Below are 15,709 nucleotides of genomic sequence, written 5' to 3' on the forward strand. Positions count from 1 at the left end.
CTCCCCCCCCCAATCGGGTTATCTTTCCTCATTATATGTACAGGTTACTGTTTTCATAAGAACATACCGCATAAAAAAGCAGGAAGCCTTGTGCTCCCTGCCCTTACTTGCGTTGCAGCCATGCTTTGATGAGCAGCAGCCCCGTTCCAAGCACGGCCAGCAGCATCGCAAATGATAATACTTGATTCATATCCATCCCCCTCTGCGTTTTACTTCTTCTCAAACGCCATGAAGTACCAGCTGCCTTCGCGCACCACTGTTTTGACGGAACGGCAGGACAGGCCGGCCTTCTTCGCATCGCGGACAAGCTCTTTCCTGCGCGGCAGGGAGTACAGGTTTTGGTGGGCATTCATGAAAGAGTTGAAGGCGGCTGAAAACAGACGGCCGCCCCGCTCCAGGTACAGCGGCGTAATGATGGTGAGCGTACCATTTTTCTTCAGGAATGAAGCCGTCCTATGAAAAAGGTCAGCGCGGTCGTTGGGAGAATAGTAGTGAAGAATATTGTTCATCATGACCATATGCACGGGCTCAGCAGGGCCGGCCCACTCTTCCATTTTTGTATGGTGCACTTCAATTTGCGGGCGATGCTCAATAGCCTGTCTGGCCTGCAGGACGACATCGGCATTGATATCAACGCCGATGTACCGGCCCTTCCTTTGCTTCTCGGCCATGCGGATGAGGTAGCCAGCGTTGCCGCAGCCGATATCAAGCACACTCCTTGCCCGCTTTTTCTTCATCCACTTATAGACGAGAGGAAAGGCCCGTTTTTCAATCAGCGCAGAGGTGGCGGCCACTGTCTGGCCGTACGTATCGCTGTAATACATGTGTTTCTCTTGGCCCTGGAGCAGCTGCGGATAGCTGAGCAGGGCCGGAATGTGCATTTCCAGCATTTCACGGAGAAGCTCCCCGATGCAGGACGGGCTCTCTTTCGTAAAATATGTCTGCATTTCCTTCGATGGAATCAGCGTCCCTGCTTCTGTTTTCCGCAGATGCCCCAGCTCCAGCCCGGCATCCGCCCAGCACTCCAGAATTTCGCGGCTGTAGCCCCACCGCTCCACACAATCCGCCAATGTCAGCCCTTGCCTGAGCTTGGCAAATAAGTCCAGCTTATACCCGACATACGCGTGCCAGGTCGGCAAAAACGGCTCATTTTTCTTCATCCAGGAGCGGGCGTGCAGCACCATTTTCAAATCCTGCAGCATTACGACATTCCCCCTTTTTTCCTATCATGCTTCCAAGGATAGTCTCGCTCAGGTGTAAAAAAATGCTGCTGCTGCTCCGGGCTCCCAAGCAGCGACATGGGCAGCAGGCCGGCCTGTACAAATCGGTCCAGCCACGTTTCCTTCCAGATGCCGAGCCCGGAAATGTTCAGCATCTGTTTGGTATGCATCGCTTCCGACTGCTCCATCCGCTTCAGCACCCTTGCCCGGAACCAGGACCAGGGCGGGAGCGAATAGGAGTAGGCCAAAGCAGACTGGTGGCTGAGGCGCGATACATACTCCGCGCGCGGCTTGCGCACCCGCTCAAACCATTGCAGGTGCTCCGGGTCCAGCTTGTCTTGCCCGTACATCCAGCCCAGCAGTTCGCCCAATGTATACGCATCCTGGATGGCCAGGTTCATGCCCTCCCCGGCCATCGGGTGCACACTGTGGGCGGCATCCCCGATAATGATGCAGTTTCCTTTGACATACTGCTTCGCATTATGGCGCACCGGAATCATGAGCTGAATGTCCTTCCAGCTCCCAATGGACTGCACATAGCCGTCCAGCTCGGGATAGAAGGAGCAATATTGCTTGTACACTGCCTGCAGCCCCTGCTTGCGCAGCTGCTTGTACTCCTTTGGTTTAATCAGAAATACGGTCCGCACCCGTTCCTCCGGCAGCGGAAACAAGCCGAGAAAATAATGGCCGCGCACCAGCATTTCCGCCTCCGTCAGCGAAGGCGGCCGCGGGAAGCTGACAGTCAGAAAATGATGATTATAAGAAGCTGTCCGCAGCCCAATCCCGAGATTCGTCCGGACGGGAGACTGCCGCCCTTCCGCCCCGACAAAAAAGTCCGCTTCCAGCCGCAGCTCCGCACCATCCTTCATGCCAATGACAGCCGTCCGCTTCCGGGGGCCTGTCTCCCCGAAGGACAGAAATTTGGCCGGCTGCAAATAGCGGAAGCCAGCATACTTTTGCGCCTGTGCCAGGATGATTCCCTTCAAGGCTTCATGCGGGATCATAAGGGCATAGTTATAGGAGGATTGCAGCAGGTCATACCGGAACACAATCGTTTCCTTACGGTGCGGCAGTTCTTCAATAATGGCAGTCGTGTACAAGGGATAGCCTTTTTGCCGCACCTCAGCAAGCAGTCCAAGCCCATCCAGCAGCTCCAGGCTTTTGGGCTGCAGCAGCTCGCCCTTGTACTTCACCGAAGGCTTGCCTTCCTTTTCTGCAAGTGTTACTGCTAAGCCCTGCTGCAGCAGCTTCAACGCCAATGTCAGCCCGGCAATACCGCCCCCTGAAATGAGCACGTGACTTCCCACATCGCACCTCCTCTTATACAATACTTGTACATATATTATACATTTTTGGAACTTTCTCCATACGCTACTATATGTTCTATATATAGCGGATAGAAGAAAAAAGCGGATTACACAGGAAAAAAGCCCTTTCCAAGTGAAAAGGGCTTTTTTCTTTATTATTTCTTCGTGGCTGTCACATTATATCTTGCAGGGCTGGTGCTTGTAAGGGTCACTTTAATGGTGTATGTGAGACCCTCTGTTGTGAAATCAGCGGATGTTGAACTTCCCGCCGTTGTCGGTTTTGGAACTGTCACAAGCGTTGTGCTGGCCACTGACTTGGGTGCCCCACTGGAATAATACACCGTGTACGGTGCAGAAACGTCCAGATTTGTTCCACCACCACTACTATTGCTGGTTGAGAATGTACCAAACGTGATGGAGGTTGCCAAAACAATGGTGAACTGGACCGTTGTTGTGTTTCCGGCTGCATCCGTCACAACCAAGGTATAGCTGCCGGCCGCTGAGACTGCAGTGCCGGATGTGAACGGATTTCCGTTCAGGGTCGCGGTTCCTTCAGTAAAGGTTGGAGCTACAGAGCTTGTATACGTCTGATTGTTGCTCACGCCGTTGACAGTCGGCGCTGTTTTATCAATATTGTTGACTGTCGCTGTTGCGTTTCCTGTATTGCCGGCCGCATCGACATACGTGAAGGTGTACGTGCCGTTCGCGGTAAAGGTGTATGTCAGGGCGCCGCTATTGTTTGTAACTGTCACAGCTTCGCTTGGCGTGATGGTTGCTGTTACATTTCCGTTTGTTGGCGCTGTCTGAGAATACGTCACGGTTGCGGTTGGTGCTGTCTTATCAATATTGTTGACAGTTGCCGTTGCGGTTCCCGTATTGCCGGCGTTGTCCTTAAATTCGAACGTGAAGGTATCATTTGCCGTAAAGGTATGGCTCAGAGACCCGCCATTGTTGGTGACTGTCACAGCTTCGCTTGGCGTAATCGTCGCTGTTACATCTCCATTTGTCGGAGTTGTCTTGGAATAAGACACTGTTGCGGTTGGTGCCTTCTTGTCAATATTGTTGACTGTCGCCACTGCACTTCCTGTATTGCCGGCCGCATCCTTAAAGGTGAAGGTGTACGTGCCGTTATCCGTGAAGGTGTACGCAAGGGCGCCGTCATTGTTTGTGACTGTCACAGCTTCGCTTGGCAAAATGGTTGCTGTTACATCTCCATTCGTCAGCGTTGTCTTGGAGTACGTCACGGTTGCGGTTGGTGCTGTCTTATCAATATTGTTGACAGTTGCCGTTGCGGTTCCCGTGTTGCCGGCCGCGTCCTTAAACTCGAACGTGAACGTGCCATTTGCCGTAAAGGTATGGCTGAGAGTTCCGCCATTGTTGGTGACTGTCACAGCTTCGCTTGGCTTAATCGTCGCCACCACATCTCCATTTGTTGCAGTTGTAGCAGAATATTCGACCGTTGCTGTCGGCGCTGTCTTGTCAATGTTGCTCACTGTTGCTTCTGCTTCGCCTGTATTGCCGGCTGCATCTTTATACTTGAAGGTGAAGGTTCCGTTATCTGTGAACGTGCGGACTGCGGAGCCTCCATTATTCGTGATTGTTACATTGTCCTCATCAAACGTAACCTCCACCCGCACGTCCTGGTTGGTCGGATCCACTGTGGAATACTGCACAGAGGCGATAGGGGCTCTTTTGTCAATGTTGTTGACTTTAGCTGTTGCCGTCCCAACGTTGCCCGCTGCATCCACAAACTCAAACTTAAATGTATCATTGTCCGTAAAGACATGATTGAAGTCACCGTTAGCTGTATTCGTGACTGTAATAGCCTCACTCGCGTCCACCAGCGTGGCTGTCACTTCCGTGTTGACCGGAGAAGTCGTGGAATAGTGAATGCCGGCTGTCGGCGCAACCTTGTCAATATTGTTGACCTGGGCTGTCATTTCTCCTTTGTTGCCGGCCTTGTCGACAAACTCAAAGGTGAAGCTGCCATTGTCCGTAAAGATATGGCTGGTGGAGCCGCCATTATTCGTTACAGTTACCGCTTCACTTGGTGTGATGGTTGCGACTACATCCTCATTTGTAGGTGTCGTCTTGGAATAATCCACTGTTGCGGTTGGCACAATCTTATCAATGTTGGCCACTGTCGCTGTTGCTTCGCCCGTGTTGCCTGCAGCATCCTTAAATTTGAATGTGAAGCTGCCATTTTCCCCGAACGTATATGCAGATAAACCATTGTTATTCGTAATCGTCACATCTTCACTTGGGATAATCTGTGCCACCACATCGCCGTTTGTCAGCGTCTCCGTTGAGTAGCTGAAAGAAGCAGTCGGCACAACTTTGTCAATATTCTTGACGCTGGCCACAGCTGTCCCTTTGTTGCCTGCTGCATCCTCAAACTCGAAGGTGTACTCTCCGTTTTCCTCGAAGGTCCGGCTTACAGATCCGTTGTTTGTAACTGTCACATTTTCGCTCGGCTGGATGGTTGCAGTCACATCACCATTTGTTGCCTCTGTAGTAGAGTACTGCACAGAGGCAGTCGGCGGCGTTTTATCAATGTTGTTCACCGAGAGAGTCACTGATCCAGGGTTTCCGGCTTTGTCTACAAACTCAAGCACAAAATCCCCATTGTCTGTAAAGGTATGGCTGGCGGAGCCGTTATTGTTGGTTACAGTGACAGATTCGTCAAAATCAACTGTGGCTGTCACATCCTGGTTGGTTGGTTCTGTCGTGCTGTAGGAAACCTTTCCAACCGGGGACGTTTTGTCTATGTTCGCAACGTTTGCCTTGGCAGTTCCCTTGTTTCCGGCGGCATCCTCAAACTCAAAGGTGAATTCATCATTTTTCGTAAATGTATGGGAGAGTAATCCTCCATTGTTTGTTACTGTGATATCTTCACTTATATTCTGAAGTGTCGCCGTAACGTCTGTATTGACCGGGGACGTTGTGGAATAACTAATTTCAGCCGTTGGAGCCGTCTTATCAATATTGCTGACAGTTACGGTCTGGCGTGTCGTATTTCCCGCTGCATCGGCGGCAACAAAGTCAAAGGAGCCGTTATCCGTGAAGGTGTGGCTCGCGGCATTCAAGGTGCCTTTATTTGTGTTTGCGTGAACTGTGACAGATTGATTCGTAGGCTTCGTGTTGTAGGGGTCAATGGTGATAACCGGCGGCGCGGTAACTGCTTTCACTGTCACCGGCACAGCGCTTGTATGTGTCTGCCCGGCATTCCTGCCGTTTGTGTACACCGTTTTGGCCTCCAGCGTATACGTCCCTTCAGCCGGCACCTCAATGGAATAGCCGTACAGCTTGTCCGAAATGGGGAAGGTCTTGATTATTGCACTGGACACCGCTTGACTGCCCTGCTTCACACTCATCATCAGATTGGGCCCGTCAATGAGCACTGTCCCTGTAAGTGTTGTGCCGCCCGTCAAAAGCTGGCTTGGCGTAATGACGCCCGTTTGCACATTCAATGCTGTACGGCCCGTTCCCGCCGCCGTTGTGCTTGCAGTTGCAGCAAGCGCCGGAATAACCGGTTGAAGCATCAGGGAGCCCGCCAGGATGATTGCTCCTAATTTCTTCATCTGCTTCTCACTCTCCTTTTATCATTTTTCACGAAGGAGCTGAAAATGCCAATAGTCATATATATTCACTTTTTGAATATAAAGGCTATGCTTCCCCTCCTTTTCAGCATCTCAAATTCTCTCTTTCATTCTCAACTGAGATACAGCTTGGAAGGCTTGCAGGCGGGAATCGTCTCGCTTCGCTTTTTTCTATAGATATACAGCACCACTTGCAGACGCCATTTAAGTATATGTATATATTGACTTATCGCCTGAAATTGGAACCAAAAATTATTATAAAGCATAATATTGATTTAATAAACTGCTAATTTCAAGAATTTAAAATGCATTAAATATTTTATTATTTAGATCCACCCTTGTTTTCAACAGAGAACTGGGCTGCCGACATTAGGCTCAGTTGTCATCTCCTGTAAATATGACATTTACAAAAAATAATTGTGCGCAGATAATATATTTATCTGTATAGATAGAGGCGGCAAACACACAGCTTTTTCCGCTTCATGAAGAAGGGGGCTGGCCATGCGGCCTGCCCCCTTGTATTCTAGTATCTTGTAATATCCATTGGCAGCGCCCCGGCGGCAAAGCCGACGAAGACAAAGCGTTCCGTGCCGGTATTGCGCATGCCGTGAATCTGGTTCGGCTTTGCCAGCAGCACCATGCCCTGACGGATGGGAATTTCATGCTCCAAGTCCGGGTAATAGACGCCTTCCCCCTGCATGCACACCCAAATGTCATCAACGTTGGAGTGGGAATGGAGGTACAGGTCCTGGCCTGGCTCAAGACACCATACAGCTCCAACCGTCTTATCTGTTTCGTAAAAATAATTTTTCTGCGCAACATGCGGATCGAACTTGGCAATTTTATCAATCTCAAAAACTCGTTCCTTTATCATATCCTCCACAGTCGGCAAAGCCGCTTCCTTTTCCATATCAGCACATCCCTTCATGTTTGGGTTTTCTTACAGCTCCGCGTCCCGGTTGCAGTCCTTGGAATATACGTAGGTCAAGCTTTCCCGCCCTACTGCGTAGGCTGCTTGATGCACATACGGCCCCATGAAAATATAGTCGCCCTTCTTCACCGGCACCCACTTGTTATCCAGGTTGTACATGCCTTCACCGGACAGCAGGTATGCGCCATGCTCCTGCACATGCGTCTCAATAAACGGGTGGCAGGCTGCCGGGTCAAACGAAAGGATATGGAAATTCATATCAAAATCCAGATCCGTCGGCAGCAGGTCCTTGATATGAACATTGTGCATGTTGTCATAAATGCGATACTCAATGTGGTTGGCATGGGAGGAATAGACCCATGGCTTTTTCCCTTCAAGCGGCCGGTATTTTTGCTTATAGAGGAACAGCCGGGCATCCTCATCCGCTACATTCTCCAGGTACATCTTCGTTCCCGGCGGACAGTAGAGATAGCCGCTCTCCTCGAGTGTGAACTCCTGCTGGTCCGTGGAAGCCTTAATTTTCCCTTCCAGCACATACACAAACGTTTCAATATTCTCCTGGCCGCCAAAGCCGGCAGCATTCCGGCCTCCCTTATGCATGGTCACCATATAGTCGACGAAGCTGGCGCCAAGCTTCGGTGATGCCAGAATGGAAATCGTACAGTTTTCAAAGCCTGGAATCACATTGTTGACTAAGCCTTCCGGCGCAATCAGCGCGTATTTGCCATGCTCAATGATGGATCTGCTGGATAATAGGTCCTTCGGGTATCCCATGCTTGTATTCTCCTCTGCACTTGGTTTGAAATTTCAGCCTACTTCTATTTGCCGGTCCGCTGTGATTGTGCCATCCTCGTACACCACACGGCCGTTCACAATGGTCATCTTGACTGCCCCGGTAAAGGTTCTGCCGATATACGGAGACTGCTGATGCCGGTAAAGCAGGTCTTCCCGCTTCAGGGTAAAGCTTTCGTTCAGATTCACAATGGTCAAATCCGCGTCGCTGCCGGCGGCAATGATTCCTTTGCGCGGATAGAGGCCAAACAGCTTTGCCGGGTTGGCTGCTGTCAGCCGGGCAATTTGCTCAAGCGGCATCTGACGCTCATGGTGCCCTTCCGTCAACAGAATGTTCAGTGTGGACTGCGCGCCGGAAATGCCACCCCATGCCCGGAAGAAGTCGCCGTTTTGCACTTCCTTCATGGCTGGCGGAGCCGGGGAATGGTCAGAGGCAATGACATCAATCTCCCCATTTTGCAAGGAAGCCCACAAATCCTCGACCTCCTGCTCATCCCGCAGCGGCGGACAGCACTTCGCCACGCCCCCCTGCTCCTCCAGGTCGCTTACCGTCAAGGATAGATAATGAGGACACGTCTCCACTGTAATGTCGACGCCCCGTTCCTTTGCTTCCTGAATGACCTGCACGACCTTCCGGCTGCTGGCATGCACGACGTGCACCTTGCAGCCTGTTGCTTCGGCATAAGAAATGATGCGCCGCACCGCTTCAATTTCGGAAATAATCGGCCGGGATTCCACAAAATCACGTGCAGACGTCCAATTCTGCTTCTGCTTTTCCTGCGCGAGCTGATCACAGATCACTGTGCTTTCCGCATGCACCGCCAGCAGAGAACCGACAGCCGCAATTTCCGCCATCCCTTTAAAAATCGTCACATCATCCACATGGTTGAAGTCAGCAATGCCGCTCGGCGACATGAAGGCCTTAAAGCCAATGACGCCGTTCTCGTGCAGCTCCTGAATATGTTCAATGTTTTCCGGCACAAGCCCGCCCCAGAAAAAAGCATTGACCACCGATTTGCCTTCCGTGCATGCCTTCTTCAGGTCCAGGTTTTCCTTGTTAATGGTGGGCGGTGTGCTGTTCAGCGGCATGTCAAAATAGGATGTCACCCCGCCGGCAGCCAGACTGCGGCTTCCTGTGTACACGCCCTCCCATTCTGTCCGGCCCGGCTCATTGAAATGCACGTGGGAGTCAATGAGTCCCGGAAAAATGTGCCTGCCGGCTGCATCAATGATTCTTTCTGCTTCTGCATCACGCAAAGCATCTGCAGAAATCGTCTGGAGTTTGCCATCCACAATGCCGATGTCACCTTTTACAACGGAGTCCGGAAGAACGATGCTCCCGTTCCGGATGATCAGATCATACATACAGTGCACCTCCTTATTTCAGCGTGATATACCTATGCAAGGACAAGCTTAGTGACAGCAGACAGCAAAACCTCTGCTCCTGCGCCAATGTCTTCCTCAGCGACAAATTCATCCGGATGGTGGCTCAGGCCATCCAGGCAGCGGACAAAAATCATCGCAACATCCGTCACATGGGCCATGGCCATGGCATCATGGCCGGCGCCGCTGACCATTTGAATGACAGGTCCGCCCCGTTCTTGGATGGATGCTGCGAGAATGGCCATCAGCTTCTCATCGCAGTATACCGGACTGACCTCCATCACCTGTTCAAAGCAAATCTGCAGCCCTCTGGCAGCTGCCATTCTTTCCGCTTCGCCAAGAATGGCTTGAATGGCCTGTTCCTTGCGCTCCACATGCAAATCCCGGATGTCCAATGTGCCGGACACACGGCCTGGAATGACATTGCTGGCTCCCGGGTGGACCGTCAGCTTCCCGACTGTGGCAACCAGCGGTTCATGAAGCAGCGCCTGCTTCTCTATGAAAGAGATCAGCTCACTTGCGCCCAGCAACGCATCTTGGCGGATGGAAACGGGAACTGTCCCCGCATGTCCGGATTTCCCTGTAATTTCAAAGGAGAATCTGGTGGCTCCGGCAATGCCCGTCACAACGCCGACAGGCTGCTGCTCACACTCCAGCACCGGTCCTTGTTCCATATGAAGCTCCAAGTACGCAAGCAGCTCTTCAGGACGGCGGCGGGCTGACTGATACTCGTACGGATTCTCAATTCCGGCTTGCCGCAATGCTTCCGCAACAGAGATGCCCTGCTCATCCGTCCTGGCCAGGTCGCTGTCGGTGAACAAACCCGCAACTGCTTTGCTTCCCAGGAAGGTGGAGTGGAATCGGACACCCTCCTCATCACAAAAACCGATTACCTCAATGGGATTTTCCGGAACAATTCCGGCATCCCGCAGTGCCTGCACCACTTCAATTCCAGTGAGGACGCCCAAGGTGCCGTCATATTTCCCCGCTTCAATCACGCTGTCCAAATGTGATCCAATCAGCAGCACGGGGGCAGATGGATTTCTTCCCTCATAACGGCCGATCAGGTTATTGAGACTGTCCTTCCTCACTGCCATGCCGGCAGCCGCCATCCATTGCTCCACCAGCTGTTCCGCCTCGGCACTCTCCTTCGTAAAGGGAAGCCTTGTGACACCGACAGCTGTCGCCGAGCACGCCGACAGCTGCTCCAGCCGGGCGCAAATCCGTTTCGCGTCGATATGATGCTTCACCGCAACCAAGTAATCACTTCCCATCAAATTAGAATAGATGCACCCTTTTTCGCATGCAGCAGCGACCAAGCATCGACCAAAGTCCGTTTTGATTGCGCGATGATGATATCGGACAGCTCAGAACCGACAGGCTTTACTTCAAAGGCAACCATATTTTTAACGCCTTCGCCGATATAGCCGATTTCCAGGAGCACCCGCAGGTATTCCGCAAGCTCCGGCACAGCCACTTCGCTGCCCGGATAGCCAAAGCGCGGATGCTGGTCTCCATAAGCCGGGTCTGCCGGGTTCTGAATATAGCAATTGCCAATATGGGCATGGTTGATATAATCACGCGCCACTGTCAAAGCATCAGCTGACGTTTCACGCTGCATCGGCAAATGGCTCAAATCCAGCATCAGCCCGAAGGACGGGTCTGTCTTCCGCACCTCTTTCGCCACCTCCACCGCAAGCGCGTTTGAACCAATCAAGCATCTCTTGTCTGTCTCATCATCAAAGGTTTCGAGCGAGAGCACGAGATCTCCTTTCACGCGCGCATACTCGCAAAGCTCTTTGATGGAATCTGTCAGCAGCTGCAGCGCCTCATCCTGCCGATCTATCGGTCTGGCGCCGCTTAGGAAGCCGAGCTTGGAAGCCTGGAGCTCATACGCCTGGTCAATTGCCCCTTTTACCAAATCGATGGCCCGGCGGCGCTCCGCCTCATCGAAGGAGTTCAGATTGCCCTTGTTGCGCAGCAGAATCGGCTGTGCGCCAAAGCCTACCGTCATGCCCCCGCTCTGCAGCATCGCTTTGACAAGTTCCCGTTCCTGTTGGTCATGGACAGACGTAATTTCAATTCCGGAAAAAAAGTCATCCTGAACAATTTTTTTGACCGTTTCCGCCACCGGGCCTTCACCGCCCATGGTTTCCGGATATGCCATGAAATGCACGATTCCAACCTTCATACTGTTATGCAGGTTTGCTGACATTGTCTCTTTCCTCCTGACAGTTCATTTGGCGCACCGGGCAACCGGCAGGCGGCCCGGCACTTTTTTATATGAATCTTAAAAACTGGCTTTTATTGCTTGGAAAAGTCAATCTGGCTGGAGTATGTGAAGCCATTCAGCGCCCCATTGTTGGAGAACTCGCATGCCTTCTCAGGATCGGGGTCTACAATTACTTCAAGCAAGTACGGTTTTCCTGAATTCACGGCACGCTGCAGCGCCGGCTTGATGTCATCGTAATGCGTGATCAGTTCTCCGCGGACACCCATGCCCTCGGCTGTCTTGACGAAGTCAATGCCGCGGTCGGTGTTGTCGCAAAGCTCGTTGATGTAGTTGAGGTCAGTGGAAATGCGGCGTTCACCATAGAACCAGTTCTGTTGTTGGCGAATCAGGCCAAGCAGGGAGTTGTTTAAGCAGAAGATGATTACTGGAATGTTGTGTTTTGCGGCTGTTGCAAGGTCTTGCAGAGACATTCCCAGGCTTCCGTCACCAAGGATGTTGACACTTTGTCTTTCAGGGTATGCCAGCTTGGCAGCCATTGCGGCGCCAAGGCCCCAGCCCATTGTGCCGGCGCCGCCTGTCAGCAGGTACGTTCTCGGCTCATATGTTTCAAACAGCTGGCAGGACCAAATTTGGCTGATGCCGCAGTCGTGCGAGACGAAAGCATCACGGTCCAGGAACTCGCGCAGCTCGCGCAAGGCCCGCTCCTGGCGGATTGGCAGCGTTGTATAATCTGTTTTGCGCGCCCATTTCTTGCGCTCCTCAGTCAAATCAAGCTTCACATCCGTCTCAACAGCGGCTGCTACAGCGGCCTTCAGACTCTTATGCGCTTCTGTCAGCTTCACCATGAACGACTTGACATCGGACACGACGCCCAGCGTTGCCGGAACTGTCTTGCCAAGCTCCTTATTGTCAATATTAACGTGGATGATTTTTTTGCCATTTTGTGTGAATACGGCAACGTTTCCTGTAGAGCGGTCAGCGAAGCGGCCTCCCAGGTTAATGACCAAATCTGCCTCAATGACCGTTTTATTGCCAAAAGGAGTATCCAGCATGGTTCCCATGCGTCCGGCAAACAGCGGATGGTCATTCGGGAAGGTATCCATGCCCATGCCTGTCGTGACAACCGGAATCTGCAGCTCCTCTGCCAACGCCTTCAGCTCGGCAGTGGCATTTGCCAAATTTACGCCGCCGCCGGAAATCAGCACCGGCCGCTTTGCTTCCTTCAGCAGCAGGAATGTTTTATGAATATCTTCATCAGAAGCGGACGGCAGGTTATTTGCAGGTGTAGAGGCAATTAGGGCATCCAGGTCCACTTCCACCTCCACCTTTTGCTGGTCCACCGGAAGATCCAGCAGCACCGGCCCTCTTCTTCCGGTTGTCGCCGTAATCCAGGCTTCATGAATGAACTCGGCTGCCTTGCTGCCGTCCGTCAAACGGTAGGAGGCTTTTGTAACCGGCTTTGCCATCTCCACAATCGGCGCTTCCTGGAACTGCATGGTGCCGATCAGGCTGTTCTTTTGCTGGCCGGTAATGGCAATCATCGGAATGGAGTCCATCCAGGCACTGTAGAGGCCTGTCAGGAAGTTCGTGCCCCCCGGTCCGGAGGTGGCGACGCATACCCCCACTTCTCCCGTGGCCCGGGAATAGCCGTCCGCCATGAAAGCGCCGGTCTGCTCATGCCGCACCACATAGGACTCGATCGCCGTCAGTTCCCGGATGGCATCATAAAATGGAAGGATGGCAGCACCCGGAACACCATAAATGTGCTTCACACCTCTTTTTTCTAAGTAACGCGCCATCAATTCAGCTGCTGTCATTCTTTCCTTTGCCATTTAAACCTCTCCCCTTTGACTGCTTTTTATTGTTGCAACAACCTGTGCAATGGAATGCGTTTGTCCGACGTTGCCCGGAAACACAATGTAAGGCGTGTTTGGAAACTTTGCTTCGCTGCCCGTGAGCCATACAGGAACACCGGCCACCGCCTGCCCCAGAATTTTCGCGTACTTGATGCCGAGCCCTTCCGTGGCGACATCGCTGGAGGTGATGCCCCCCTTGGCAATCATGTAGCTTGGCTTCACCTGCAGAGATTTCACAACATCGACAAGGGCACTTGAAATGAGATGGCTGACCTTCAGATTTTCCTCTTTTCCCGGCACAAGGATGACGTCCCGGCTTGTATACACAAGGGTGTCACACCCTGCGGAAATGTACTGGTCAGCGAGATGGCACACACGCTGAATTTCCGCGTCTCTCGTCGTCTCCTGCAGCACCTTTGCCGCACTCAGCTCAAGCTGCTTCAGCGGCTGCTGCTTGCATACATACTGCAGCTGCTCTGTCGTCTTTTTCGTATGAGAACCGACAACAATCAACCCTCCGTTTGACATACCATCCCCGGCAATCATCTCATCCCCTGTCACATACGGCCGGTCCCCGATGCCGGCAAGGGACTTCACGATGGAGGCCGCCGTCCGGAACAGATAATGCTTTCCGTCCCGCAGCGCCTGCAAGATCGCCAGCGAAACAATATCCAAGTCATAATAGCTGACTGCATTTATGATGATGGGCGCATTCTGTGCGGCAGCCATGATCTTCTCATGGACCCGCTCCACTCCACCGTCCCGGATGTCTTCCAGCGAAATGCTGAGAACAGCCTTCGCAGGCGTTCTTCCCTCTGTTTTCTCCTCCACCCATTTCGCCAAATCCGCGTGCTGGTAGCCGAATACCGCATCCTTGGCAAACTCTGTCTCATTGACAGGGACAAGCTTGTCATCCATCCCGAGGTAGTGGGTGTTCCCAACTGTATATCGGTCCCCTTCCAGGAAAGCCGGGATGATGAAGTGGCCGTCGGCTGCTTCTCCAAGCCTCCCCAGCTCATCGGCCAGCACATCCACCTCCAGCGGATAGTGCCCCCTTAAGGTGGAATCGCTTCTGCTGATCAGAGAAAAAGAGATTCCCAGTTCGCCCGCCACCGCCGCGACGTTGCGGACAATTTCACGGTTGATCCGCTCCGCCGCTGCTTCGGTGCAGCTTCGGGTGTTTGTCAGGATATAGAATACACTGCGGTCATCGGACATGGCCTTTCGGATCCAATCCTTGCCCCAGTCCGTAATGACGAAAATATCATGCACGGTTTGTACGCCGGTCGGGTCATCGTCCAGCACAATCAGCTTATGGTTCATTTCCTGCAGCTGCTGGCTGATGCTTTCCCGCAAACCCGGCTCTGCCGCCGCGCGCGGCAGACCTTCCAGAGAGCTTAATGTAAAGCTTGCCAATGTCCGCCCCTCCCTTCGTTTGCCGCCTACCGCACTCTTTCGCCCAGCAGCTCCGCTGCAGTTGCCGCGATGCGGCCCGCTCTCAGCTCGAACAGATCGAGCAATTCATCCATTTTGCCGGATACACCGAATCGGTCATTTGTGCCGATCCTCCGCAACTTCGCCGGCTGATGCTCGGACAGCACTTCGGCCACCGCACTGCCCAGTCCGCCGATAATGGAGTGCTCCTCCGCGGTAATGACATGCCCCGTCTTTGCCGCAGAGGCAATGATGGCTTCCTGATCGATCGGCTTGATGGTATGGATGTGAAGGACTTCTGCGCTGATGTTCTGCATTTCCAGCTCCTCCGCCGCCTTCAGGGACTCGCCCAGCATGATGCCGGTGCTGATGATGGTCACATCCGTGCCGCTCCGGTACAGGATCGCCTTGCCGATTTCAAACGGCTCCTCACGCTTCGTCACAATTGGGACCGGCAGCTTGCCAACACGCAGATAGACAGGGCCTTTATGGTAATAAGCCGCCTCCACCGCTTTCTCCATTTCCACTGCATCCGCCGGGACAATGACCGTCATCCGCGGCAGGGAACGCATCAGTGAAATGTCTTCCAGCGGCAGATGCGTTGCTCCCTCTTGGGCAGCAGAGGTTCCGGCATTATGGCCGACGATTTTCACATTGTTATTGGAATAGCAAACTGAGATTCTCATCTGGTCAAACGCCCGGCCCGTCAGGAAGTTCGCATAAGCATTTGCAAAGGGAACCTTCCCGGCAATTGCCATGCCCGCTGCTGTTCCAACCAAGTCGCATTCGGAAATGCCGATATTAAAAAACCGCTCCGGGAATCTGTTTTTAAAGAGATTGGTCATATTGGATTTGGCACAGTCCGCATCCAGAACCACGATATCCTCATGCTGTTCGCCCAGCCGAATTAAAGCATCCGCAAAGCCTTTACGAGGCGCTTCTTGATTGGCCATC

General features: G+C 52.7%; 11 protein-coding genes. All 11 read right to left on the reverse strand.

Annotation, left to right across the window (positions count from 1 at the left end):
- Positions 1-209: 209 nt before the first annotated feature.
- The 11 genes from NK662_RS03810 to NK662_RS03860 all read right to left on the reverse strand — a co-directional run bounded on the left by NK662_RS03810 (position 210) and on the right by NK662_RS03860 (position 15,708).
- Positions 210-1,202 (reverse strand): class I SAM-dependent methyltransferase, encoded by a 993-nt coding sequence (locus NK662_RS03810; protein WP_254757584.1) that lies wholly within the window; start codon positions 1,200-1,202, stop codon positions 210-212.
- A complete protein-coding gene (locus tag NK662_RS03815; RefSeq protein ID WP_254757585.1) occupies positions 1,202-2,527 on the reverse strand; it encodes an FAD-dependent monooxygenase in 1,326 nt (441 codons plus the stop codon). Before NK662_RS03815 ends, NK662_RS03810 begins: the two co-directional genes overlap by 1 nt.
- Before the next feature lie 155 nt (positions 2,528-2,682).
- Entirely contained in the window at positions 2,683-6,108 is a 3,426-nt protein-coding gene (locus NK662_RS03820; RefSeq protein WP_254757586.1) for a beta strand repeat-containing protein, read from the reverse strand.
- A 541-nt stretch (positions 6,109-6,649) separates the two neighbouring features.
- Positions 6,650-7,036 (reverse strand): cupin domain-containing protein, encoded by a 387-nt coding sequence (locus NK662_RS03825; protein WP_254757587.1) that lies wholly within the window; start codon positions 7,034-7,036, stop codon positions 6,650-6,652.
- Between the two features lie 30 nt (positions 7,037-7,066).
- Complete coding sequence (gene allE / locus NK662_RS03830; RefSeq protein WP_254757588.1) at positions 7,067-7,831, reverse strand: (S)-ureidoglycine aminohydrolase; 765 nt, start codon at positions 7,829-7,831, stop codon at positions 7,067-7,069.
- A 33-nt stretch (positions 7,832-7,864) separates the two neighbouring features.
- Positions 7,865-9,214 carry an allantoinase gene (locus tag NK662_RS03835; RefSeq protein WP_254757589.1) on the reverse strand — a complete coding sequence of 450 codons (1,350 nt, stop codon included), beginning with the start codon at positions 9,212-9,214 and terminating at the stop codon, positions 7,865-7,867.
- A 32-nt stretch (positions 9,215-9,246) separates the two neighbouring features.
- A complete protein-coding gene (locus NK662_RS03840) occupies positions 9,247-10,506 on the reverse strand; it encodes an allantoate amidohydrolase (protein WP_254758021.1) in 1,260 nt (419 codons plus the stop codon).
- Complete coding sequence (locus NK662_RS03845) at positions 10,506-11,447, reverse strand: sugar phosphate isomerase/epimerase family protein (protein WP_254757590.1); 942 nt, start codon at positions 11,445-11,447, stop codon at positions 10,506-10,508. The genes NK662_RS03840 and NK662_RS03845 overlap by 1 nt, the downstream gene beginning before the upstream one ends.
- 89 nt (positions 11,448-11,536) lie before the next feature.
- Positions 11,537-13,297, reverse strand: coding sequence for a thiamine pyrophosphate-binding protein (locus NK662_RS03850; protein WP_254757591.1), 1,761 nt, complete (start codon positions 13,295-13,297; stop codon positions 11,537-11,539).
- Positions 13,298-14,737, reverse strand: coding sequence for a four-carbon acid sugar kinase family protein (locus NK662_RS03855; RefSeq protein WP_254757592.1), 1,440 nt, complete (start codon positions 14,735-14,737; stop codon positions 13,298-13,300).
- A 26-nt stretch (positions 14,738-14,763) separates the two neighbouring features.
- Positions 14,764-15,708, reverse strand: a complete 945-nt coding sequence (locus NK662_RS03860) for a transketolase family protein (RefSeq protein ID WP_254757593.1) — start codon at positions 15,706-15,708, stop codon at positions 14,764-14,766.
- Between the last annotated feature and the right edge of the window lies 1 nt (position 15,709).

This window comes from Ectobacillus ponti, assembly GCF_024294785.1.
In the GTDB taxonomy this organism is placed as follows: Bacteria; Bacillota; Bacilli; order Bacillales; family Bacillaceae_G; genus Ectobacillus; species Ectobacillus ponti.

Coding starts and splice junctions, on each gene's coding strand:
- NK662_RS03850 (WP_254757591.1), bottom strand. CDS start 13,297: ATGGCAAAGGAAAGAATGACAGCAGCTGAATTGATGGCGCGTTACTTA.
- NK662_RS03825 (WP_254757587.1), bottom strand. CDS start 7,036: ATGGAAAAGGAAGCGGCTTTGCCGACTGTGGAGGATATGATAAAGGAA.
- NK662_RS03860 (WP_254757593.1), bottom strand. CDS start 15,708: ATGGCCAATCAAGAAGCGCCTCGTAAAGGCTTTGCGGATGCTTTAATT.
- NK662_RS03845 (WP_254757590.1), bottom strand. CDS start 11,447: ATGTCAGCAAACCTGCATAACAGTATGAAGGTTGGAATCGTGCATTTC.
- NK662_RS03820 (WP_254757586.1), bottom strand. CDS start 6,108: ATGAAGAAATTAGGAGCAATCATCCTGGCGGGCTCCCTGATGCTTCAA.
- NK662_RS03840 (WP_254758021.1), bottom strand. CDS start 10,506: ATGGGAAGTGATTACTTGGTTGCGGTGAAGCATCATATCGACGCGAAA.
- allE (WP_254757588.1), bottom strand. CDS start 7,831: ATGGGATACCCGAAGGACCTATTATCCAGCAGATCCATCATTGAGCAT.
- NK662_RS03835 (WP_254757589.1), bottom strand. CDS start 9,214: ATGTATGATCTGATCATCCGGAACGGGAGCATCGTTCTTCCGGACTCC.
- NK662_RS03810 (WP_254757584.1), bottom strand. CDS start 1,202: ATGCTGCAGGATTTGAAAATGGTGCTGCACGCCCGCTCCTGGATGAAG.